This window comes from Glycomyces sp. YM15 (genome assembly GCF_016918015.1).
Taxonomy (GTDB): domain Bacteria; phylum Actinomycetota; class Actinomycetes; order Mycobacteriales; family Micromonosporaceae; genus Glycomyces.
The window spans coordinates 72,835-94,017 of the sequence record NZ_JAERMK010000021.1; the positions used below are offsets into that span (position 1 = coordinate 72,835).

Below are 21,183 nucleotides of genomic sequence, written 5' to 3' on the forward strand. Positions count from 1 at the left end.
AACATGGACGTGACTGCGAATGAACGTCACGAAAGGACACCCGTGAAAATCTCTGAACTTGTTGCAGGCCTGGAAGAGTTCGCCACCGAGCACGGTGACGTCGAAGTTGTCCTCTCCGCCGACTCTGAAGGCAACCGGCATTCGCCTGCGAAAGGCATCGGTGACGGCTGGTACGTCGCCGGGACCGGCTGGAGCGGCGGCCACCTGGTCGACCCGGACGCGCCCGTGAAAGACCCGAGGGCCGTCCCGGTCGCCGTCGTGTGGCCCACCCACTAGCAGCGTCACCCCAGGCGGCCTGCCGTGTCCGAGCACGGCAGGCCGCCTGTTTTATGCCCAGCGACGTGCCCGTTCAGGTGAGACACGACCGGACGTCTCCCGAGCGTCAGACCCGCAGGGAATACTGGACGTTGCACCACCAACACTGTCCCGGAACGAAAGAGGACGTATGACCGCAGCGCAACCCCGTACGACCACCACGAACAACCGCCACCGTGACGCCGACACGAACACGGTCGACGCCCCGCTGTTCCTCGCCCCGCCTCCCACCGACCAGGCTGTCGCGCGCGCCGCCGCCGACGCTGAGGCCCGAGCTAACGCCGAACCAAGCGCCGCGCCCGTCCTGCGATTCTCCGCGGGCACATGACTTCACCGCACGTCAACGCCGCTGCCGTCTTTGACGGCCCGAACGGCACGTTCGCTACCGAGACCGTCAAGCGTGCCCTCTACGCCCACGCCTGCGAATCCGCCGACCGTGCCTGGCCGGCGTGGTCGAGGCGCGAGGCCGTCGCTGTCGCCATCGTGCTAATGAGTCGCGAGGTACTCCTGCATGACGAAGACATGAGGTTTCGCACGCTTCCTGACGCCGCCCGGTTCGTGTCGGATAGCTTGCTGCACCCGCTGGGCACCGACGATGACATGAGAGCGTTCTTCGCCGCGATTCGCGCCCAAGTGGACGCTGAACGCTTCGACTTCGCCTGGGAAGGCCAGCCCCGCCAGTACTCCAACTGCTGACGCAAGACGCAGTGTCCGCGTCACGGGGCGCTAGGCGCCTGCCATGCGTTGAATGCGACAGTGAAACCCTGAGCCCCAGTGAACAAGAGAAGGAGAAACGAGCCAGCTATGACCGAACGTGAACTTTCGCTGGATGACCTCCCGCCGATCCGCCAAGGTGGGGTCGGAAAGACCCAAGCGATGCTGCGCCGCAAAGCGTTCGATGACTATCGAAATGGCGTTGGCCGCTCCATGACCATCCCCAGCGAGCAGATCGAGCCGTTCCTGCGAGCGCACGGAATGGAGCTCCGCATCCTGAGCTCCGACGCACACAAGCCAGTCGTCATCGACATGCCACCGCACAGCATGGAAGAACTCCGCGCTGACATGGCCCGTTTCGTCCGCGAGCAGCTTGACAACGGCGGATTGCGATGAGCGCTGACAACACCACCCCGGGTATCACTGACACCGACCAGCAGCCGATCCTGCGCGACGACTACGCGGCCTTAGTTCTGCGGTTTGAGGGTGTCTCGATGTCCCACTGAAGCTGTTTCAATCTCAGGGCCTGTGGTGAGAAGATTCTTCGATGGAGATCGTCGAAAGGAGCAGCGTGGGCCCGGTCTACTACGTGCGGTTTCAGTCCGCGCACCGGAATCAGCGCGGGTACTTCACTGGAGTGTTCGGGTTGATCAACACGCTCGCGAAGCAGGGGAAACTGACTGACGAGCAGGAGTCGTTCCGCCGCAGCAACAACGACTGGTACAACGCGGCATACCCCGACCCCTCGACGGTGGACCCGACCGTCTACGACCATGAGGTCCACGCAGGCGCTGCTGCCTGGTTCAAACCCTCGGCCACGCACCTCCTCGAGCGCGTGCCCGGCTACCTGGAGATCCTGACCGCCCACGATGTCGAGTGCGAAACCGTTCGTTCCGCCGATCCTGGTCGCGTGATCTACGAGGACGAGGTACAGGTCGTAGTCGTGCCGCACAGCAGGGCGGTTTCAAGTTCCGTGGACGTGTAGAAAGCCTGGTTGAGACTGGTTGGGGCGCACAGAATTGGTTTCAAGCTCGTCGCCCATCCCTTCATTGGGCATCGGCTTGGCTTGTGCTGCGCAGCCACATCGGTACAGTCGTGGGATGCGGTGGCTGGAGGTTCGGCGGCATGCGCCGACGAAAAAAGGGGCGGCTCGTGGCCGCGGTTCGCATCTGTCGGGACAGGGGGTCGCGCTCGCGCGCGCTGTCGGCGCGGGGTCGGGGCCTTTCGCTCGGGTGGTGACCAGCTCGTCGCCGCGCGCGATCGAGACGGCGGTCGCCATGGGATGGGCGGTCGATGACACGGTCGAGCTGCCGTCCGGTTACGTCCCAGGCGAGGTCGAGCACCACGACCAATGGGGTTGGCCCCGGCCGTTCGTCCGCTACGCGGAGTTGATCGCGCGGGGCGGCGCACTCGCCGCTGTGGCAGAGGAGCACCGCAAGAACTGGATCGAGGTGGTGCGATCGGTCCCGGACGGCAGCGCCGCGCTCGTGGTCTCGCACGGTGGTTCCATCGAACCCACCCTGGTGAGCTGCTTGCCCGACGCGGATCACGCGTCGTGGGGTGCGCCATTCAGCCATCTGGATGGCATACGGCTCGACTTCGAGGACGGGCGATTCACCCGTGCCCGTCTGCACCGCGCTCCGAGCACACCGTTGGAAGCAGCCGGGTGAGTCGCATCCTCGTCTACGCCACCAGTAGAAGATTAGCGCTGATCAATCAACGGCACCGCCAGCTCCGGTCCCCTGGGCCCTCAGGACTCCGCGAGGAAAGAAACCAGTTCATAGCGCGCCCCGAGCCATGGCCGTCTTCAGAAACCTCGCCAACATCGCCAAGACCACCCGGGCAATCGGCGCTGAACCCGAACGCGCCCTGCGGATCTTGGGCATCAGATACCAACCGAACCCTTAATGAACTTGAAGAAGCCCTGGCCGCACAGCGAGTCAGCGACTGCACACTAGACCAGATAGCACCGGCCGATCAGAGAAAGGTTGAGCGGCCCGGCAGGTTGAAATGACCTCACGGTCGTGGGTGTTGGTGGCCGGTTAAGAACCCAGTTCACCTTAGGGTCGTGTGATGATCCTGCACTTTTTCTCCCGAGCGGGCTGGGAGGACTGGGACGTGGGCAGGCAGCCGCTGATCGGCGAGAAGATGCCGGTGCTCATCGACGACGACCTCAAGTTCGAGGACGACGGGGTCCCGCGCGCGACAGTCGCGATGAACCGGTGGCTTCGGGAGCTGCCGATCAGCGGCGCACCCGCACCGAAGTCCTGGAAGGCATACGCCCGGGTGCTCAAGGCCTGGGTCGAGTTCCTGAACATCCTCGGCATCCATCCCTTCGCCGACCGCCGGGAGCTTCGAGACGCCCTGTCCTGCTACGCCGAGCACCGCCTGTCCGGACCGCTCACGGCACGTTGGGGGTCCGCAAGCTGGAACCAGGCCGTGACGGTCCTCGCGGTCTTCTACCGCTGGGCGGTCGAGGAGGACTACGCTCCGGCCGTCCCGTTCAGCTTCGCTCAGCAGACGCTGTTGCGCCCTGACGGCACCCGGGTCGAGATCGCCCGCAACCTCGCCGCGGTCCGCGGCGGCAACGCCCACGCCACCCGGCGATACCTGGAGCAGTCCTACGAAGACCTGCTCCGGCACGCCCTCGCCGGCTACGACCCGTCCGGCGACCGCGACACGCGCTTCCGGGGCAGGGAGACCGGGCGCAACGCGGCGGTCGTCGGCTTGGCGTTGTCGAGCGGCCTGCGCCTTCAGGAGTTCACGTTCTTGACCGTCCATGAGGTCCCGCCGATGCCTCGCCGCCGCACCGGCGTCCCGCAGCCGTTGATCCTGGCCCCACCGACAGCCAAGGGCGGCAGGGGAAGAGCGACCTGGATTGAACATGATGACCTTGCCGCGGTCTGGGACTACATCACCATGGAGCGGTCAGTCGCGGTCGAGCAGTCCCGCTGGCGCCCTCGCGATCCGCTGCAAGTCGAGGACCCCGACTACGAAGGCGCCCGGGTCAACGGGATCCGGCGCCGTTGGCGAGAGCTGACCGTCGACGAGCGGGCCCGTCTGGTCGAGCCCGGCGGCGGCAGCGTCCTGCTGGCGGTCCAGGCCGGCGGGGAGCCGTTCGTCGACTGGGCGACCGTCCTGAAGCGGACGGCGGCCCGCATCAGGGACCGCTTCGAGCCCGCGTTTCCGCACGTCCACCCGCACATCACGAGGCACACGTTCGCTATGAGGACCTTGGAGCGGCTGGTCCGCGGCTACTACCGGCAGGCGGCGCAGCTCGAGCACGATACCGGCGGCGACGACGCCCTGGCGCTCTACCTGACGAAAGCCGATCCGCTGCTGGTCCTGCGGGACCTGCTCGGCCACGCCAGCGTCGCCACCACCCAGGCCTACCTGCACCTGCTGGATACGCAGCGGATCTACCGCGAAGCTGCCGAGCACGCCGTCGACGAGCCGGCGGCTGCCGCGGCGTTGGCCGAGTTCGAAGGCGAGGACTGATGCCCGCCGAGATCCGTGAGCCGTTGAGCGTCGTGTTCACCTTGCCCGGCGGAGTGATCTACGAGCGGAAGCTCCATGACCTCCCTGACCAGCAGTTCGCCGCCGATCTGGCTGCCGGACTGGCGGCCGCGACGCACCCGCACGGCCCGATCCGAACCTGGTCGGTCGCTTCCAAGTACGTCGCGATGATGCGGCGCATGGCCCGTGACCTGCACGCTGACGGGTTCACCGGCGGTTTCGGCGACTTGACCCCAGCGCGGGTCGTTCAGTACTGGCTCGCTTGCACCTACCACCGCGAGCGGACGATCCGCGTCGTGTTCGACGCGTTCAACAGGGAAGGCGGCTCACTACACCCGGGTATTCGCGCGCACCTGGACGGGCGTCGCATCAACAAGATTGTGAAGAGCACGCCGAACGAGCCCTACAGCGATGCTGAGTGGCAGCGCCTCGCCGCCGCCTGCACGGAGACGATCAACGCCGACCAGCTCGCGCAACGGCAAGCGCTGCAATCGGCTGAACGAGGCAGTGACCCTGCCCTGCACGGCATCAGCACCGACAATCTTGCCTGGCTGGCGATCCATAAGGGACCCGCTCCGACCGCGAAGCTGCTCGAATCCGCAGGGCTGAAGTTCGATGGACGAGGCCGACGCTACGGCCCGCTTCACCGCGAGCTTCGCGAGCTGCACCGGGCGCTCTTCGGTGACCGGCGGGCCGCGTTCGCCTACAATGTTCTGTTCGCGATGCGCTCCGGGATCGTCCCCGACGGCATCGACAAGCTCACCACCGTCGACTTGCATCGCACCGGCGAGCACACGGCCCTGCTGTCCTACGCCAAGGGCCGCACCAGCGCAGAGTCGATGAACCTGCCACGCAATGCACTCAGGCTCCTTGACCAGTGGCTCAAGCGATCCGAGCTGCTACGGGGCCGCGCGGGGGACCTCGCCGACCAGTTCTGGATCCACCTCCTGCCCGGCATCACCCGCTCCTGGATCAACGCTGCTCCACGAAAACAACAGATGCGCCGCGAATGGCCGCTCGAGGCCGGACTGACCAGTGACCAGGGCGATCCGCTGCCGATTCACGGCGGTCGCATCCGGGCGACCTACCAGCACCGCCGCGACCGGTCGAACTGGACCGGACGCACCACGATCGACCCCAACCACACGCCCCAAGTCGAAGGCGACCACTACCTGAGCTTTCACACTCCGGCCCAGATGGACGCCATTGAAGGCGTCATCGAGCAGGCTCAGGCCGACCTGCTGCGCAAGGCCGAACCGCCGGTCGTCATGACCGGCGAGGACGCCGCACGCTTCGCGGGGGAGTTCCCGCGCCTGGTCGAAGCGGCCGGACTCGACATCGACGCCGTCAAAGCGCTGCTGGCCGGCGAGCAGGACGTGTTCGTCGCCGCCTGCGCCTCACCGCTGAACAGCCCGCATGCTCCGGCGGGAACGCCCTGCCCGGCGCGGCCATGGGTTTGTCTGCTCTGCCCGCTCGCGGCGTTCGCGCCGCGGCACCTGCCGAACCTGTTGCGGCTCAAGGACTTCTTCTCCCGCCAGGCGATGCAGATGACGACCGCGCAGTTCATGGCGGTGTTCGGCCCCTACGCGGCGCGGTTGGACGAAGACGTGCTTCCGCGGTTCGGATCCGCCGCGATCGCGGCGGCCGCCGAGACTGCCGCGCTGCCGCTGCACTTGGAGGAGATGCCGCGATGACCGATGCCGCTCATGCCGTCAACGCTGGTGTTGCAGACGGCCACCCGTTCCGAGGTTTGGATGTCCTCGCCGCCGCCGGCCTTGCGGTTCGACCGGGCGGACCGCGACCGCGATTTGACCAGGATGTTTGGGATTTTGTCGGTCTTGCCGATGCTCCTGTCGTCATGTCCCGACGCCAGAAGATCCTCGACTTCTCCACCATTGCCAATCCACGATGGCGCCTGGTCGCCCGCGAGTACTTCATGTCCCGGCTCGCGCCGCTGCATCCGGCCGTCGCGGTCTTGCCGCGGGCCTTCCGGACGCCGCTCGATCCGACGAGCGCCTACCACCTCCTGCGGCCCCTGACGGCCTGGTTCGCCTACTTGACCAGTGAGGGCGTCACCACCCTTTACCAGGTCTCCCAGACCCATTGCGACACCTTTCTGCAGGAGGTCTCACGGACGAAGACTGATCCGGGCAGGTCCGTTTCGCTCTCGACGTTGACCGGTTACGTCAGGTCCACACAGAACCTCACGCTCTACTCAGAGATCCTCAGCGACACCTATCGGCCCGGCTTCCGCCCATGGGGCAACCGCAGCGCCCCCGAGGTCACCGGGTACTCGAAGCCCACCGCGAACTTGGTTCCACCGGTTCCTGACGAACTGCTGCGGCCGCTGCTGGCCGGCACTCGCTACCTGTTGGAGGTTGTCGGCCCGCACCTGGCGGCCGAAACGCGAGCCGTCCGAGCCGTCGACCGCGGCGAGGCAACGTTTGGTTTCGTGGTCAAGCCCAACGACCGCGAGGGCTTGCGCGAGACCATCGAGCGACTGCGTCTCCAGGGCGTCCCCGCGCCGCGCATCAGCCCGAGCGGCTTCGCCCACCGGGCCCACCACGGATGGGATCCAAGCGACCCGCTGTTCCATCTGTCTTGGCACCCCGCCGTCGTTGACACCGGCGGGACCATGAAACACCGACCTGACCTGGAGCAGTTCAGGCCCGAACTAGAGCGATGGATCGCTGAATGCGGCATCGAGCCACCCTGGGGCCGCGGCGCGGCGCAGGTCGCTCGCGCTGACACCGGCGAGGCGGTCCCCTGGACATTGCCGATGGACCGCATCGCGTTGCAGCACATGGGCTACATCGTCCTCTCAGCGGCCTTCTTCGTCACCGCGGCCCTTTCCGGCATGCGGCCCTCTGAACTCCACGAGTTGACCGCCGGCGCCCATCAACGCGAAGAACGGCCCGGCGGGACCCGCTACCGCGTCGTCTCGAGACGTCACAAGGGCGAGGCCTTCGGCGGCGTCGAGGACGCCTGGGTCGTCATCGAAGACGTTTATCGGGCGTTGGAGATGGCTCAGCAGATCACCGGGTTGGCGCCCGGCGAGCTGCTGTTCGCCAAGAGCTCCAACACCGCGCACGTCCGCTACACCCGTATGCGCCAATGGATCAACGGCCCTTCGGGTCGCCGCCTTGGGCTCGAACCGATCCCCGACGGGCCAGTCCACCCGCAGGCGCTTCGTCGCACCCTGGCGCTCATGATCGCGCAACGCCCGCACGGCCTCATGGCCGCAAAAGTCCAGCTCAAACACATCAGCGTCGCCACCACCGAGGGCTACGCCGCCCGGCCGGGCGGGCACCAGGCGGCGTTCCTCGCCGAGGTCTCGGCCGTCGAGGAGGCCGAGCACACTCGCCTGACCGTCGAGGCCTACGACCAATACCGGCAGGGCATCCTGCCCACCGGGAAGGGGGCCCGCGACCTGATCGCGACGTTCCAAGCCGTTGACCACGCCCTCGACCGGCAGGAACCGGGGCCGGTCACCGTCATCGACGACCGCCGCGTCGAACGGTTGCTCAAGGCCAAAGCCAAGAACCTCCACGTCGGCGTCGGCAACTACTGCTGGTTCACTGATCCGCGCAAGGCCCTCTGCCTGACTCTGGCCGGCAACACCGAAGCGACCGAACCCCTGCTGGGCCTTTGCGATTCGGCCCGCTGCTCACAGGCAACACACCATCCGCGCCACCGCGAGGTCTGGGCCGACCACGCCGAGCAGACCCGAGTCGTGTTCCTCGGGAACCCGCGCCTGTCGAAGCACGAACGGGACCGGGCGCAGGCATCGTTCGACCGGTCGATACGAATCGTCAACGAAATCGACACGGCCGCAAGCGAACAGGACGATCCCGATGGGCAGTGAGCGACAAGTCCAGACCGAGCAGCGGCTTCGGGAGGTCATGGCCCAACTGCTCGCCGGGGACATCCCCGAGGGCATGAAATGCGACGTCACCAGCCTCTGCTCGCTCGCCGGCGTCCCGCGGGCGACCTTCTACCGCACCTACCCGCACGTCCGATCCGACTTCGAGGAGCAGCTGGAGCGGCACCGCGCCCGAGGCAGTCAGCCTGATCCGCGCGCTGAGCAGATCGAACGACTCAAGCAGGAGGTCGCCAGACTCCGCAGACGTCTCAGCCAGAGGAGCAGCGAAGTCGTTGAGCTGCAAGCCTTCCGAGAGACTGCTCTCTCCCAGATCGCCGCTCAACACGAGGAGATCCTGGCCCTCCGCAGGCCCCCGGCCGACGTTCCCGCGCCTCGCCTCCGAGCGGTCACCGGAATTCATCCTTAGTGGATCAAGCAAGCATCTGCGCCAGCAGCAAACAAGTTGCGCTGCCACCGACGTGATCGCTAGCGTCCGACGAGGCCCTGCGCAGCTCTAAGCGCTGCACCTGTCCAGACCTGGGCCGCAATGGAGTGAGCATGGCGGACGAAGATTTCCTGGCGCGCAGTTACGAAGCATTCGCGCAGGTTGAAGAGGAATACAAGGAACTCCTGGATCAGAGCCTCAGCCCTCGAGGTCCCAGCATGCTCTATGAGGTTGCGGCGCGGCTCGGGCTCGAACCGGGCTCGGACGCTCTCGATGTCGGATGCGGCGAAGGCCGGCACACTCTTGAACTGGCGCAACGCTTTGGCTGGCGGATTCGTGGCATCGACCCGGTTCAACGTCACATCGACATTGCCCGGAAGGACCTTGCCGACCGCGCTCAGGCTCAACCAGAACTGGAAGACGCGGTGTCCTTCGACCTCGGGAGAGCCGAGTCGCTTCCGATCGCTGACGACTCGATGAGCTTGATCTGGTGTCGCGACGTGTTGGTCCACGTCGACGCCCTTCCTACCGCATTCGCCGAGTTTCGCCGGGCACTGGTCCCTGGAGGCCGGGCGTTGGTCTACCAGATGTTCTGCACGGACAGGATCGAGCCGCGCGAGGCAGCTTGGCTGCTGCCGACGATGGGATGCGTCGAGCAGAACATGCGGCCGAACTTCGCAGAAGCCGCGATGCACGCTGCCGGACTGCAGATCGATGAGTGCCACGTTCTCGGAACTGAATGGGGCCAATACGGCGAGGAACATTCGGGCAAAGGCAGCAGGAATCTGCTCCACGCTGCCCGGCTCCTGAGCGACCCAGACCGCTACATCCAGCGGTTCGGCGACGACAACTATCAGATCGCGCTCGGTGACTGCCTTTGGCATGTCTACCGGCTCATCGGCAAGCTCAGCGATCGCATCTACGTACTCTCGCGCCCCATTGAATCTTGAGCCGCGACGTCACCGGACATGTCTCATGCCGGGATAACGTGCGTACCTCAACAAGAAGCTCGACCGAGCGAGTCATGGCGAAGCGCCCGCCGGGCCCAAGTTGAACCAAGCCGAAGGCGTCGTCGTTGCCGAACTGCTCGACGTGCTCGCCGCCGTGTACCCCGGCGAAGACCTCGGCCGTCTCGCCCGAGCGATGGCCGTCCGCCTGTACGACCGCTCTGGAATCTGAACCCTCATGGAAGGCCGCCATGTCAGACCTGAACGACTCCGAAGAACGTCTCGCCGGCGAACTCCTCGCACTCATCGACTTCACCTCCCGCGTCCTCCACACGACGCACGGGACCGAATATCAGCATCAGAAGACCGGTCAAGTTGCTCGAGCTGCCGAACAGTTCCGGCTCAAACTCGGTGGTGACCAGTGGGAAGCCCTCCCGGACCCGATCGACCAGGACAAAGTTGAAGCGTTCGTTGCCGCGAACTCACAAAAGTACGCACTCGGCCGGGCCCTGTACCCAGGTGGCAAGCCACGAGCGATCGTCCCCCTTACGGGGTTCGAGCGTGTGTTCGCCACCGAGACCGTCGAGCGGGCCATGGTCGCCCTCGGGTGCAACAAGCAGGGCAAGCCATGGCCGGAATGGTCCGAGCATGAATGGGTTGCCGTAGCGATCGTCCTCGGAGACGACGACCGGCTGGCGAAAGCACACTTCCACAACATGCTCGGCCCCGTTCGTACTGTAGGTGCCGCCATCGGTGTCCGCTACGCCTGCGTCATCGACGCAGAGCCCCTGTTCAACACCATCCGCGCCGACCTCGACGCCCAACTGTGGGCCAAGGACTGGATGCGCATGTGCTTGTAGCCCTGCGCAGGTAGGGCCCTCACCACACGAGTTGCGTCGGTGCGGGAGCACGCCGGCGCACGCGCCACGGCTGGACCAGTTTGGAAGCGGGCGCGTCGAGCCGCAACCGATGCTCTCCAGCGGGGAAGCGCTCGTCGAACTCGACCGCCATGGCGATCTGGTACATGAGCTCGTACAAGTCCTCCTGGCAGCCCATGCACGCGGGCACCCACCAGCCCGGCCCGCCGTACAGCCACAGCGTCGACTTCCCACATTTCGTGCACTGATCGTGGGGCTCGTCGCGGGGCACGATCGTCCACCCTTTCGCGAACGCCACCAGAGGAATCGCGCGTTCGGCGTCCTTGCGGAGCACCCAAGCGACCTCGACCGGTTTCAAAGGTGCTTTCGCAATGTCGACACACGGTTCATCCAGGGCAACGGGAATGACCGTTCCAGCGAGCACGGACCAGATGACGTGATCGAGCGCGACCGGGTGCGCCGCCCGCCAAAGGACGTTGCCGCGGCGGCGGCCTTTCCACAGCCATGCGGGAACGGTGAGCGGCCCGAGCCGGTCGGGGACCGTACCGGCCGCGAGCAGACGCCTCCACGTCCACGCGGGCCGCTGCTGCGCCACCTGGTCCCCTTCGACTTTCGGCGGCGGCTCGAACCGGCCTGGCCTGACCGCATGCAATTCGCCGAGCGGCTTGCGGATGAGGGCCCGTGCCCCGTCGACCACCGTCCAGTTCCCGTTCTCGCCGGGATCCAGCAGCAGCGCCGGAACATGCCCGAACCAGCCGGTGCGTCGCAATGTCACCCACACGACTTCGACCCCTGCCGCCGCGTACCGGTCTGAGCGTTCCTGGATGTCTTTGATGGCGCTGTTCGCCAACTGCACTTCCCACGCGAGACGGCGCCCGCCCGGACCGGTCGCGAGCACGTCTGCGCGCCAGTTTTCCCCGGACGCTTCAACTTCGGCCGACCAGCCTGGAACGGTCCGAGTCAACACCGCCAAGTGACGTTTCAGCTGGAAATGCTCCTCACTCTCCCCCGCCGAGAGCCAGCAGCCGGACGCTGCCCGATGCCGGAAGAAGAACTGCCGGTACCGGTTCGACGGTGCATGCACCGCGTCGACTGGGGCGCGGCAGGACCGGCACGTCAACGGTGCTTCCGTCCGGTGCACGACTTGCCACCATTCGGCGGGGCTGCCAGCGACGAACTCGGTCACGTCCAGGACCCCGAGGTCGGCGTGCAGGGCTGTCAACGCCATCGCGTGTTCCGGCACCGCATCAACCTGGCACATCGGGCCGCTATGGGGCTGCGAGCCGCCGAACTCGGAAGGAGAGGCATACGTTCACTGTCGCATATGGCTGGCCTGGTCACATCCTCCACGAAGCGGCGTCATAGCGTGTGGGCGGCATGGGACGCCGCCCACACGCTACATCGCCATGCGCTGGCCCATGCCGAAACGAGGTTCCCGCGGCGCACCCGGCATGGCATGCAATCAAGCCGTTGCCGCGTTCGACTACCGCGAAGTGAGGTCGTCGCCGTCGATGGGCATCGGGCGCGGCTTGCGGTCGGCCCGTCCCAGCATCTCATCGGCGACATTCTCCCCGATGTTCCTTTGTATATCCTGGTCGTCGCGAAGGCGGCGAAGATCATCCACTACCTTACGGTTGATGTAAGCGGTTTGCATCCACGATTGCGTACTGTCGACGAGTTTGAGAATGACGAAGAACATGGGAAGGAGCAGCAGCGTCACGATCCCAAAGCACATCAGTGTCCCGTAGACGCCTTTCGCGTACGGAAGCTGCTTAGCGGCTTTGATCGAGAATCTCGTCTGGATGAGCGCGAGTATCAGTGCCACCATGTGCGTAATCGCGTATGGAAGAAGCGCCTGGCAGAATCCGACCTCGCCGACGGAGACCAGAAGGTTCATGCCCCATGAGTCAATACCATCAACTCCGGTGAGATAGTCTCGCAGGTTTGATCCTTCGTGCAAGAAATCAGGATCGAACATGCCGCTCTCGCCTTTCACGGCGAGGCCCTTCAGCATGCGCCAAGCGCCTGCGGCGAATGCCACCATGACGATGACGACCAGGCAGCCGGTGAGCGGACTGAGGCGCTCTCGCCGGTAGAGTTCCATCATCTCCTTCTGCAAGGTTTCTCGATCGTCCTTATATCGTTCCTGGAGTGCCTTTATGGTCGGATTGAACCGGTTCACCTTGGCGCGGCTCCGGGCGCCGCGCAACTGCATCGGGAGCATCAACAGGCGAAGGAGTATCAGTAGCACGATGGCGGCCAAGAGCACCATGGAAGTGCATGGGGGCGTGGGGATAAGTGATATTGCTGTAAACGTTCCCTCAAGGCCGTAGGCAAGCACCAACGCCACAGGAGTGGTAATCCATACAAGTAGAGCAAACGGCGCGACGATCCATCCGAAAAACGTCTTCATCGCATCAAAGAACGGGCCCCACGATTGCATGACGTCGCGCAACCGATCGATCGAGCTGTCGATGCCGCGCGTGAACGGGCTTCGCCCAGTTCGGACTTGCCGGGCGCAGTGGGGGCGGGTGGTTCACATGTTGATCCGCACATTGAGCGGCCTGTCTCGCTTGAGGGCGGTGCACCTGTACAGGAGTTGGTGCGTTGAGGGGTTGCAGCGGACTTCCGGGGAGCGGGGGCGACGTGCGGGACTCAGGAGTAAGGATTCCTGATTGCGCACTGGTGTTGCGAGGTCACCGAGGCCGCACGTCGCATCATTGCACAATCGACCGACTCGCGCGTCCCCCGAACGGTGCACGCTGCCTCCGTGAACCCGTACCTCCCGACCCGTAGGGGATGTCGGTCCCCTCGTTTACGATTACCGACATGGGCCTTTGCGCAGGCCCGTGCCCTAGCAGGGGCCGTCCACGCCGGACCTGCGTCGAGGCCAAGCCGTCACTGACGCAGCGCCAACAGAGTAAGGCCGCTGTATTGCCGATTCGATGTCGCGGCCGGGCGTGGAACGGTCGAGAACAGGAACCCGATGTCGAACACCACTCGTGCCACAGACCGCACAGTGAAGGCATTCCAAGCCCGCCATGGCCTCCCGTACATGGAAGCCCGCCGTGCCCACGCAGCGCTCGCGCACACCCTCGCCGACCCCACCCCAGCCGACATCGCCGCAGCCCTCCGTGCCTTCATCGACGACCTCGCCGCTTTCACCGATCTGGACCGGGCGGACTTCGGCAGACTCCCGGACCGCCCCGCCCGATTCGCAGAGCACTTCGAACGCGGCCGCGAACTCGCCCGCGAGGCCCTGGCCCACCTCGACGCCGGCGACGTCCTAGCGACGGCCGAGCGCATGAGCGGAGGCGGCAAGCATCTCTCGTACGCACATCGGTTCTTGGACCGAGCCGCGAATCGGTTCCAACGGCAGGTGGCCCGATTCTGGGCAGTCACGCGGCAAGCCAACGCGGTCGCGTCCGGGACGTGCCTGCTCGGGCTCGGCTCGGAGCGGCGCTGCACCGGAACCGCGCGCGTTCGGCTTGTCATCTGGTACCCCGGGGACCTTCGCCCGCACCCGTCCGAATCAGGATGCGTCGGCCACACCGCCGCAACGCGTGACTCGTACGACCTGCGGGTCGTTGATGTGCAAGTGGAAGGACTCGACCAGGAAGCGGTCCGTGAGGTGTACCAGCTCGGCCGTGAACACTCCAGACGCCGGTCAGGCGGCTACGGCGACTTCGGCAACGTGGCCTGCGGGCACCCCATGGCCCGGTTCTGCCACGGCTGCAGCACCTGCAAAGTCTGCGACGCCTGCTACTGCAATGAAGGAATCGAGGAAGCATGATCGGCAGCGACACCGAGACCAGCGTGACCGTCGAGAGCTGGCAGACGACCGATGACGGCCTCCCGGTCTTCCACACCCGGTACGGACCCCCAGTTCCGAAGACTTGGTGCACCCGGCGGCAGTTGCGCGCCAAAGGCCTCTCGACCGCAGGCCTCAAACCCGTCGGGCTCTTGAAGAACTCGTACAACGTCTACGCCGACCTGTTCGACCCCGCGGGCGCCCGGCCTGTCCGCGCGCTGACCGAGCGGCAGCAGGCTGCGCTCGCCGCGGGCCGGCAGCGGCTGTACGAGCAACGGTTCTGCGAGACGTGCACCGAATGTGGGAAGCTCGTCGACTCGTACCAGATATGCGAGACCGACACCGCGACATGCTGCCCCGACTGCGTTCCGAAGGTGATGGACCGCGAAGCGCGAGAGCATCAGGCCATGCTCGCCGCCGACCGCGCTGAAGCCGCCGCGTGGGCGGCCACCGTCCTCGCCGACCCAACGGCGGTCGTCCTCGACACGGAGACCACGAGTCTCGACGGATTCGCCGTCGAAATCGCCGTCGTCGAGGTCGCCAGCGGCACCGTCCTGTTCGACCGGCGGCTCAACCCGGGTGAGCCGATCAGCGAAGGCGCCAGGCAGATCCACGGCATCAGCGACGCCGATGTGGCTGACTGCCCGAGCTTCGCTGCTGTCGCTGGAGAGCTCGCGGCAGTGCTCCGCGGCCGCCGGGTGGTCATCTACAACGCCGATTTCGACCTTGGCGTGCTCGCCCGAGAAGCCCGCCGGGCCTCGGCCGCCGACCAGACCAGGGAAACGCTGTGGGCCGAGTTGCGAGGCATTGATGCTGAATGCGCGATGATGCACCGATCCGCGTGGGTAGGCAACTGGCACGACTACTGGAAGAACTACTCGTGGGTGCCGCTCGGTGGCGGCCACGACGCCCAAGGTGACTGCTTGGCCGTGATCGAGCGGATTCGCGAAATGGCGGCCGACGTCAAACGCGATGCTGACACCCGGTCTGCATGACCGCGTTACGTACTCCGCTGCCTGACTGCGTGAATGAGCGGCGTTGCGGGTCGCCGCGGCGACAGGGCTTTGCGATACTCACGCCATGACGGACGCATACGGTTCCGCCGGACCTGACTCGACCTGGATCGAAGGCGTGCTGGATCCGGACATGTTCCGGTACGCGCTTCTGTTTCCGTTGACGCCGCACGAATGCTGGATCGACGCGGAATGCCCGGAACAGTGCATGCGAGGGCTGGAGGGTTGCTCGGCATGCGCATGTACCGACTGCCCGGTCGACTTCACGCCCCGCATGGCGCACCTGATCGACATCGGCCTGGCTGTCATCGCCGACTACGCGGCGGCTGACCTCGCACAGCACGGCGACCGGCCGATTCGGGAGGACACCGACGAACTCTGGAGGTTTTTCGACCAACTGCCGAAGCTGACATGGGGCATGAACGGAGCCTGGCGGCAGCGGTTCGTCGAGAGTGTCCGCTTCCTCGCTGACGACGTTGCGTACGGCAGGTGGCCGAAGCCAAGGAACAACGCTGAGGAAATCGCCATGCACCTCGCGATCGACTACGCGAAGAGCCTCTCCGAGGACGGGCTCGAGGAAGTCTGGCCCGAACACGAGCAGCTGCCGCGAGCCCCCGGTGACTATGACTTCGAAGTCTTCATGACTGTGCTGCTTCAGGACACCGACATCTTGTTCCTGTACGACGACGAGACCGAGGCGTTCGCTGACCCGGCGCATCCAACGAACCGCGCCATGGCCATCGGGGACCTCCGCCCCGTGAGCTGGTTCGACTACTTCGCCAACGTCGAACCCCGCCCGCCAGCATCGTAGGTTGGGCGACGAAGCTCAGCGAAGCCGAGCCCGGACCCACGGATGATCTCGCGTCGGATCCTAATGCATAGGCTTGGCATCCTCACTTCTCCAAACAGAGAAGGTTTCCGGCTACCGTGCAGCTGAAGCGGCACGGGTACGGTCGGGTTCCTCGTTCTTCCCCTTGCGGGACTTTCCAGGTCTGCCAGGTTTCCCTGGTCTGACGTCCTGTCCGGAGGCGTTTTTCGTCTCCGCCTGCCCGGCGGCGACCTCATGCTGTGAGCTCAGGAGCCGTTGTCCCTCGCGGCGAATGTTGATTTCCGCGTTCTGGTCGCGGTCGTGAACGGCCCCGCACCCGCACTCCCACTTGCGGATCTGAGCCCTTCGAACCCTTTCGGGCCTGCGAGCACACCGCAGTTGGAGCACATCTGGGTCGAAGGGAAGAAGCGATCCACCTTCACGAACGTTCGCCCGGTGCGTGCGGCTTTCGCTTCGAGTCGGGTCAGGAACATGCCGAACGCGGCATCGTGCATGGATTTGGCCACCCGGCCCCGGTCGAGACCACCGACTGCGAGATCTTCAACGTAGAGCGCTTGGTTTTCGCGCACCAGCATGAGGACCTGTTTGTCCAGCCAGTCATCCCGACGGTTCTTGACTTGCTCGTGAATCTTCGCCACTTTGAGTCGGGCCTTCGCCCGGTTCGCGCTTCCTTTCTCCTTGCGTGACAGCGCTCGCTGCGCTTTTTTCAGCTTCCGTTCCATCTGCCGGAAGAACTTCGGTGACTCGATCGCGCGACCGCCGCGGAGCACCGCGAAGTCTTTCAGTCCGAGGTCAATGCCTGTTTCCGCGTCCACGTCTGTCAGTGGCTCGAGAAGGTCAGTCGATTCGTCGATGTTGACCACGAAGCTCGCGAAGTACTTCCCCGTGCGTGTTCTGATGACCGTCACTGAACTCGGTGGAGCTGGCAGTTCGCGAGACCAGGCGACCTCCAGGTGACCGACTCGAGCGACGTACAACGTGCCCTTTCGCGTATTGAACGACGCTCTCGTGAACCTGGCAGTCTGCGTACCCGATCGTCGCTTGAATTTGGGTGGGCCAACGCGCTTGCCAGCCCGCTTCCCTTTCATTGACTCGAAGAAGTTCCGATATGCGTCGTGGCAGTCTCGCAGCGCTTGCTGAAGCGGCACGGTGGCGACGTCAGCCAGCCAAGCCCGTTCCGGTGTTCGCTTCGCCTTTGTGATGAGGAGCTTGTCGAGCTCCGCTGTGGTCGGGTACGGGAGACCTGCAGCGAATGCGGTGGTCCTGGCTGCGACTGCGTCGTTGTACACGGTGCGAACACACCCAAACAGGCGCGCCAACGTCTGACGTTGGGGCCTGGTCGGGTAAATCCGGTACCGGTACCGAAGGTGCACAGGGAGAACGATATCGCTCGCCACCGTCCTCGAGTTGCCTGAGACAGACGATTTCGACAGCCTCGCGCGCAGGCGAAATTGCTGGAACGCCCTGTGCCGCTTCGTTAACGACAGCGGCGGTGGTGGAAGGGTCCGGCTTCCCCGATCCTCCGCGTTCACCCGAACGGAGGATCAGTGCGGTGCTCGCGGGCCAGCGTCTAATGACCCTGGCCCGCGCGGCCTGGTTAGGCGGTCTCAGGATCGAACGGCGGCGTAAACCCGTTGTCACGCGCCGCTTCCAGGTCGCGTCGGGACAGGACTGTGCCGTCCGGCCACGGGAACTGACATAGCTCGTGCAGACCCGGGTTCGGCTTGCCGTGGAGTTGCGGCCGCGACGCCATGTCGTCGAGGAGGCGGCCGAGGGTGACCGCGAGCGTGAACGGGCCGCCACCGCCGTAGCCCCATGCGACGCCGTCGCCAGCGAGCTCAGGCGCGATCCACAGTTGCCCGTCCGTGTCGCGGATCCACACGCCGGTGTCGCCACCGGACAGAATCACCGAGTCCAGCGAAGCCATCGTCGGGATCGCAGCGGGGACGAGGGTGCGAATGATCTTGCGGGAGTCTTCAGCAGCGACCGCACCGGACGCCGGATCGACAAGGTACTGCTGGATCGGCCACTCTTCGAACAGGACATGCGCGGCTTTCCACGATGACGGTTCGAGGCGTGCGAACCACTCGGCAGCCCACTGGTTTTGACGAGGGTCGACGCTCGTGAATGCTGCGTACGGCATTGTGCCGTCTCCGCTCGTCCAGGACCGCATAGTCTGTAGCGCGGCCGCGGCCGTGTCGTCGTTGCGCTCGAGCACGTCGAGCCATCCTGCGCGAGTCGTGGTCTCGTCGAGTTCGCCGGGTTCAGGGACCGGATATGGATTGGCGCCCCAGGCCAGGTCGTGGTGCTTGCAGGCGTCGATCAGCTCGGCGATGTCGCTCTGTGCGTACTTGTAGTCCCTCCAGAGCGCTTCTGCAGCGAATTGCGTCAACGCGCGGTGCGCTGGCGTGTCCGGCTCGCACGTGGCGGCTGCGATGAGGACTGGAGCGACGTCGATGTCACGCGCGAGCGCGCTCACGGGCCCCTGATCGGGCTGCCACCGCTTGATGATGTCGAATGTTCGCAGGTTCGCTGGGAACAGCGGCGGCGCGAAGCCGAGCACGTGGGTGATTTCTTCCCACCGGATGAGGGGTTCGTTGTGGTCGGGGAAGTGGTCTGTCCACAGTCGCAGTTCGGGCGTGGACGCCCAGATGCCGCCACTGCTGTAGACGACGGCTTCAACGTCGCCCAGTTCCTCGCGCCAGGTGCGCCATTCGGACATGGACCGCCCGGGGTGGACGATGGCGACGCGACCTTCAGAACGCGACCAGACTTGCGCTGTCGCGCCGCCGAGGTCGTAGGCGCCTTCGTACGGCGCGGGTTCGATCAGCGCGGGCCAGGTGCGGGGGTCGACGGTGGTCGGTTCGGGAGTGGTACGGCGTCGGAACAAGTGCGAGCCCTTCTCGAGGTGCGATCAACCGCAGGCTCAAACCTTCATCGAGTGTGGTGCTATTCCTTACGCACGCCAGGGAATGCCCGCTGTCGTCTACCCGACAGGCCACCCCTGGGGGATAGCGCTGCTCTTACGATGAGCTGATGCAGACCCCAAGTCAGGTCATGGCCGACCTGGGCATCGTCCAAGACCCCGCGGTGATCCTCCGTCAGGTGGCGCGACGCTTTGACCTCCCGCGTGAAGCCGACAGGGCCAGGCAGGTCGCCGCCGACCTGGAGGCTACCGCCGCGCGTATCGCCCGCGTCCACGACTTCACCGGCAAAGGCCGCGGCCTCGCCGCTTCGCAGATCGGCGTGGATGCCGCTGCGGCCGTGGTCTACCCGCCAGGAACAGCGGCGCCGCTGGTCCTGCTGAACCCGGTCGTGGTCAGCTCAAGCGCCGAGACGGACCTGCAATTCGAAGGGTGCCTGAGCTTCTTTGACACCCGCAGCCGCATCCCCCGGCCGCTGTCGGTCCGGGTTGAACACGCCGACTTCGAAGGGGCGATGCACGTCACGGATTTCAAAGACGGCCAGGCTCGGCTTGTACTCCACGAGGTCGACCACCTCTATGGCGTGCTGTGCAAAGACCATCTGCCGGAGGGGCAGGAGCCGACTCCGGTCGAGGAGTACCGCGGCACCGGTGCCGCCTGGAAGTACGCCGAATAGCTGTGGGCCGGTCGCTTTTGCGGCGCCGTTAACGGACGAGCCGACTGGTCGAGAGGCGTGCGAAGCACCTGCGGCCCCGTACATTGTGAGGATGACGGACGGCTCGCATTCTTGGCTTCCTGAACACCAACTCGGAGTTGCTGCGACACTGTCGCACGCGGACGACTTGATCGGACAAGTCGGTGACCTGCTTTTCGAGTACCAGCTGCAGCCAGATGTGCTGCGATTGGCCGAGGTGCCAACGGGCGCGTTCAGCAAGACGGTCGTGGAACGAGTAGCGCCGATCCCACGGAAGGTGCCACTGCTCGTGGCCGATGCACTGGTGGCGCTGCGAGCTGCGCTCGAACATGTACTGTTTGCCGAGGTTGAGTTCTTGGACGGTTCGCCACTGGACAAGAAGGCGGCACGACTCATCGAGATGCCCGCGTCAACGACGTGGGAGCACTTCGAGGAATGGAAGAAGCAGCGACGACGTAACGGTCCGCCTTCGCTGCGGACCGGCGGGGCCCTGCTGCGGCGCATCGGCGGGTTGCAACCGTACCATCGCCCACACGACCCGCACGAGCACCCGTTGGCCCGCTTGACGCTTCACACGAATCACGCGAAGCATCGGATGCCTGCGGTCACCGCGGTCCGCTTGGCTGCCATGTACCGGGACGATCAGCGGCCCCGATCCCTCAAGGATCTTCCACCGCGGCCGGAGACTCCAATGCGCGTCGGTGATGTCCTTGCTGAGACTCCGATCGGCGTGCAAATCCCCGTCAGCTTGTTCCCGACAATCGGTATCAATCGGCCGGACACCGATCGGTGGCCGGTGCTGATGCACGAACTCGACGAGATCTTCCATTGGGTCCGAACCCAGGCGGTACCACGCCTGATCACGAGCACCGACCCGCCCTCGCCCGCACTGCCGACGCATTACGAGATCGCTGTCGGGCACGAAAACGAGCGTCAGGCAATAGCCGCGGGGTCGACCACGTCGGCCGCGGAACGCCACAGCAACCGCACGAATGCGGCGTGGGCTCGGGAGGAACTCGTCCACCTGATCGGGCAGATGCCGAGTGCACCAACCTGCGCCCAGATCGTGGCATGGCTCGACCACTTGACCGACGAGGAAGTTGTTGCACGAGTGAAGCGGCTGCATCCGACCGACAGCCAGTACAACGCTGCGGTCATGGCCGGATTGCGCGCGGAAGCTTCCGACTTCGAAGATGACCAATCCGCGTCGGCGTGATGTCGTCGAGGAATCCTCA

General features: G+C 65.4%; 23 protein-coding genes. 18 read left to right on the forward strand and 5 right to left on the reverse strand.

All coding sequences use genetic code 11. From position 1 onward, the window contains the following. Positions 1 to 42 precede the first annotated feature (42 nt). The 13 genes from JHY01_RS20805 to JHY01_RS20860 all read left to right on the forward strand — a co-directional run bounded on the left by JHY01_RS20805 (position 43) and on the right by JHY01_RS20860 (position 10,659). Entirely contained in the window at positions 43 to 276 is a 234-nt protein-coding gene (locus tag JHY01_RS20805) for a hypothetical protein (RefSeq protein ID WP_205327614.1), read from the forward strand. 169 nt (positions 277 to 445) lie between these two features. Next, on the forward strand, positions 446 to 643 hold the full coding sequence (locus JHY01_RS20810) for a hypothetical protein (RefSeq protein WP_205327615.1): 198 nt from the start codon (positions 446 to 448) through the stop codon (positions 641 to 643). Further along, positions 640 to 1,011: a hypothetical protein gene (locus JHY01_RS20815; RefSeq protein WP_205327616.1), complete on the forward strand. Its 372-nt coding sequence runs from the start codon at positions 640 to 642 to the stop codon at positions 1,009 to 1,011. The genes JHY01_RS20810 and JHY01_RS20815 overlap by 4 nt, the downstream gene beginning before the upstream one ends. Before the next feature lie 108 nt (positions 1,012 to 1,119). Further along, on the forward strand, positions 1,120 to 1,425 hold the full coding sequence (locus JHY01_RS20820) for a hypothetical protein (protein WP_205327617.1): 306 nt from the start codon (positions 1,120 to 1,122) through the stop codon (positions 1,423 to 1,425). A 151-nt stretch (positions 1,426 to 1,576) separates the two neighbouring features. After that, the gene (locus JHY01_RS20825) at positions 1,577 to 2,014 is read left to right on the forward strand and encodes a hypothetical protein (RefSeq protein WP_205327618.1); all 438 of its coding nucleotides are present in this window, start codon (positions 1,577 to 1,579) and stop codon (positions 2,012 to 2,014) included. A gap of 115 nt (positions 2,015 to 2,129) precedes the next feature. Next, on the forward strand, positions 2,130 to 2,699 hold the full coding sequence (locus JHY01_RS20830) for a histidine phosphatase family protein (protein ID WP_205327619.1): 570 nt from the start codon (positions 2,130 to 2,132) through the stop codon (positions 2,697 to 2,699). Between the two features lie 403 nt (positions 2,700 to 3,102). Continuing rightward, positions 3,103 to 4,527, forward strand: coding sequence for a site-specific integrase (locus tag JHY01_RS20835; RefSeq protein WP_205327620.1), 1,425 nt, complete (start codon positions 3,103 to 3,105; stop codon positions 4,525 to 4,527). Then, positions 4,527 to 6,239, forward strand: coding sequence for a hypothetical protein (locus tag JHY01_RS20840; RefSeq protein WP_205327621.1), 1,713 nt, complete (start codon positions 4,527 to 4,529; stop codon positions 6,237 to 6,239). The genes JHY01_RS20835 and JHY01_RS20840 overlap by 1 nt, the downstream gene beginning before the upstream one ends. A gap of 164 nt (positions 6,240 to 6,403) precedes the next feature. Then, complete coding sequence (locus JHY01_RS20845; RefSeq protein ID WP_205327622.1) at positions 6,404 to 8,410, forward strand: hypothetical protein; 2,007 nt, start codon at positions 6,404 to 6,406, stop codon at positions 8,408 to 8,410. Beyond that, complete coding sequence (locus tag JHY01_RS20850; protein ID WP_205327623.1) at positions 8,400 to 8,834, forward strand: hypothetical protein; 435 nt, start codon at positions 8,400 to 8,402, stop codon at positions 8,832 to 8,834. The genes JHY01_RS20845 and JHY01_RS20850 overlap by 11 nt, the downstream gene beginning before the upstream one ends. A 131-nt stretch (positions 8,835 to 8,965) precedes the next feature. Further along, complete coding sequence (locus tag JHY01_RS20855; RefSeq protein ID WP_205327624.1) at positions 8,966 to 9,802, forward strand: class I SAM-dependent methyltransferase; 837 nt, start codon at positions 8,966 to 8,968, stop codon at positions 9,800 to 9,802. Between the two features lie 100 nt (positions 9,803 to 9,902). Continuing rightward, positions 9,903 to 10,031 carry a hypothetical protein gene (locus JHY01_RS27435; RefSeq protein WP_275889856.1) on the forward strand — a complete coding sequence of 43 codons (129 nt, stop codon included), beginning with the start codon at positions 9,903 to 9,905 and terminating at the stop codon, positions 10,029 to 10,031. Between the two features lie 19 nt (positions 10,032 to 10,050). Next, positions 10,051 to 10,659, forward strand: a complete 609-nt coding sequence (locus JHY01_RS20860; RefSeq protein WP_205327625.1) for a hypothetical protein — start codon at positions 10,051 to 10,053, stop codon at positions 10,657 to 10,659. Positions 10,660 to 10,678: 19 nt separating this feature from the next. Here the strand turns inward: JHY01_RS20860 and JHY01_RS20865 are convergent, their stop codons facing one another. Then, positions 10,679 to 11,938 carry a competence protein CoiA family protein gene (locus tag JHY01_RS20865; protein ID WP_205327626.1) on the reverse strand — a complete coding sequence of 420 codons (1,260 nt, stop codon included), beginning with the start codon at positions 11,936 to 11,938 and terminating at the stop codon, positions 10,679 to 10,681. Positions 11,939 to 12,160: 222 nt separating this feature from the next. Continuing rightward, the gene (locus JHY01_RS20870; RefSeq protein ID WP_205327627.1) at positions 12,161 to 12,940 is read right to left on the reverse strand and encodes a YidC/Oxa1 family membrane protein insertase; all 780 of its coding nucleotides are present in this window, start codon (positions 12,938 to 12,940) and stop codon (positions 12,161 to 12,163) included. Positions 12,941 to 13,732: 792 nt separating this feature from the next. On the opposite strand from JHY01_RS20870, the gene JHY01_RS20875 reads away from it, so the two are divergent. From JHY01_RS20875 to JHY01_RS20885, 3 genes are all read left to right on the forward strand, one after another. Next, positions 13,733 to 14,470 (forward strand): hypothetical protein, encoded by a 738-nt coding sequence (locus JHY01_RS20875; RefSeq protein WP_205327628.1) that lies wholly within the window; start codon positions 13,733 to 13,735, stop codon positions 14,468 to 14,470. Then, positions 14,467 to 15,483: a 3'-5' exonuclease gene (locus tag JHY01_RS20880; RefSeq protein ID WP_205327629.1), complete on the forward strand. Its 1,017-nt coding sequence runs from the start codon at positions 14,467 to 14,469 to the stop codon at positions 15,481 to 15,483. The genes JHY01_RS20875 and JHY01_RS20880 overlap by 4 nt, the downstream gene beginning before the upstream one ends. A gap of 85 nt (positions 15,484 to 15,568) precedes the next feature. Then, entirely contained in the window at positions 15,569 to 16,312 is a 744-nt protein-coding gene (locus JHY01_RS20885; protein ID WP_205327630.1) for a hypothetical protein, read from the forward strand. Between the two features lie 111 nt (positions 16,313 to 16,423). Here the strand turns inward: JHY01_RS20885 and JHY01_RS28190 are convergent, their stop codons facing one another. From JHY01_RS28190 to JHY01_RS20895, 3 genes are all read right to left on the reverse strand, one after another. Then, positions 16,424 to 16,666, reverse strand: coding sequence for a hypothetical protein (locus JHY01_RS28190; protein WP_374199560.1), 243 nt, complete (start codon positions 16,664 to 16,666; stop codon positions 16,424 to 16,426). Further along, positions 16,576 to 17,862, reverse strand: a complete 1,287-nt coding sequence (locus JHY01_RS20890) for an RNA-guided endonuclease TnpB family protein (protein ID WP_307814513.1) — start codon at positions 17,860 to 17,862, stop codon at positions 16,576 to 16,578. The genes JHY01_RS28190 and JHY01_RS20890 overlap by 91 nt, the downstream gene beginning before the upstream one ends. Positions 17,863 to 17,927: 65 nt before the next feature. Beyond that, positions 17,928 to 19,052: a hypothetical protein gene (locus tag JHY01_RS20895; protein WP_205327632.1), complete on the reverse strand. Its 1,125-nt coding sequence runs from the start codon at positions 19,050 to 19,052 to the stop codon at positions 17,928 to 17,930. 335 nt (positions 19,053 to 19,387) lie between these two features. Here JHY01_RS20895 and JHY01_RS20900 point away from each other — a divergent pair, with 335 nt between their 5' ends. Together JHY01_RS20900 and JHY01_RS20905 are read left to right on the forward strand one after the other, a co-directional pair. Continuing rightward, positions 19,388 to 19,930 (forward strand): peptide deformylase, encoded by a 543-nt coding sequence (locus JHY01_RS20900; protein WP_205327633.1) that lies wholly within the window; start codon positions 19,388 to 19,390, stop codon positions 19,928 to 19,930. A 91-nt stretch (positions 19,931 to 20,021) separates the two neighbouring features. Further along, positions 20,022 to 21,164, forward strand: coding sequence for a hypothetical protein (locus JHY01_RS20905; protein ID WP_205327634.1), 1,143 nt, complete (start codon positions 20,022 to 20,024; stop codon positions 21,162 to 21,164). Positions 21,165 to 21,183: the final 19 nt, after the last annotated feature.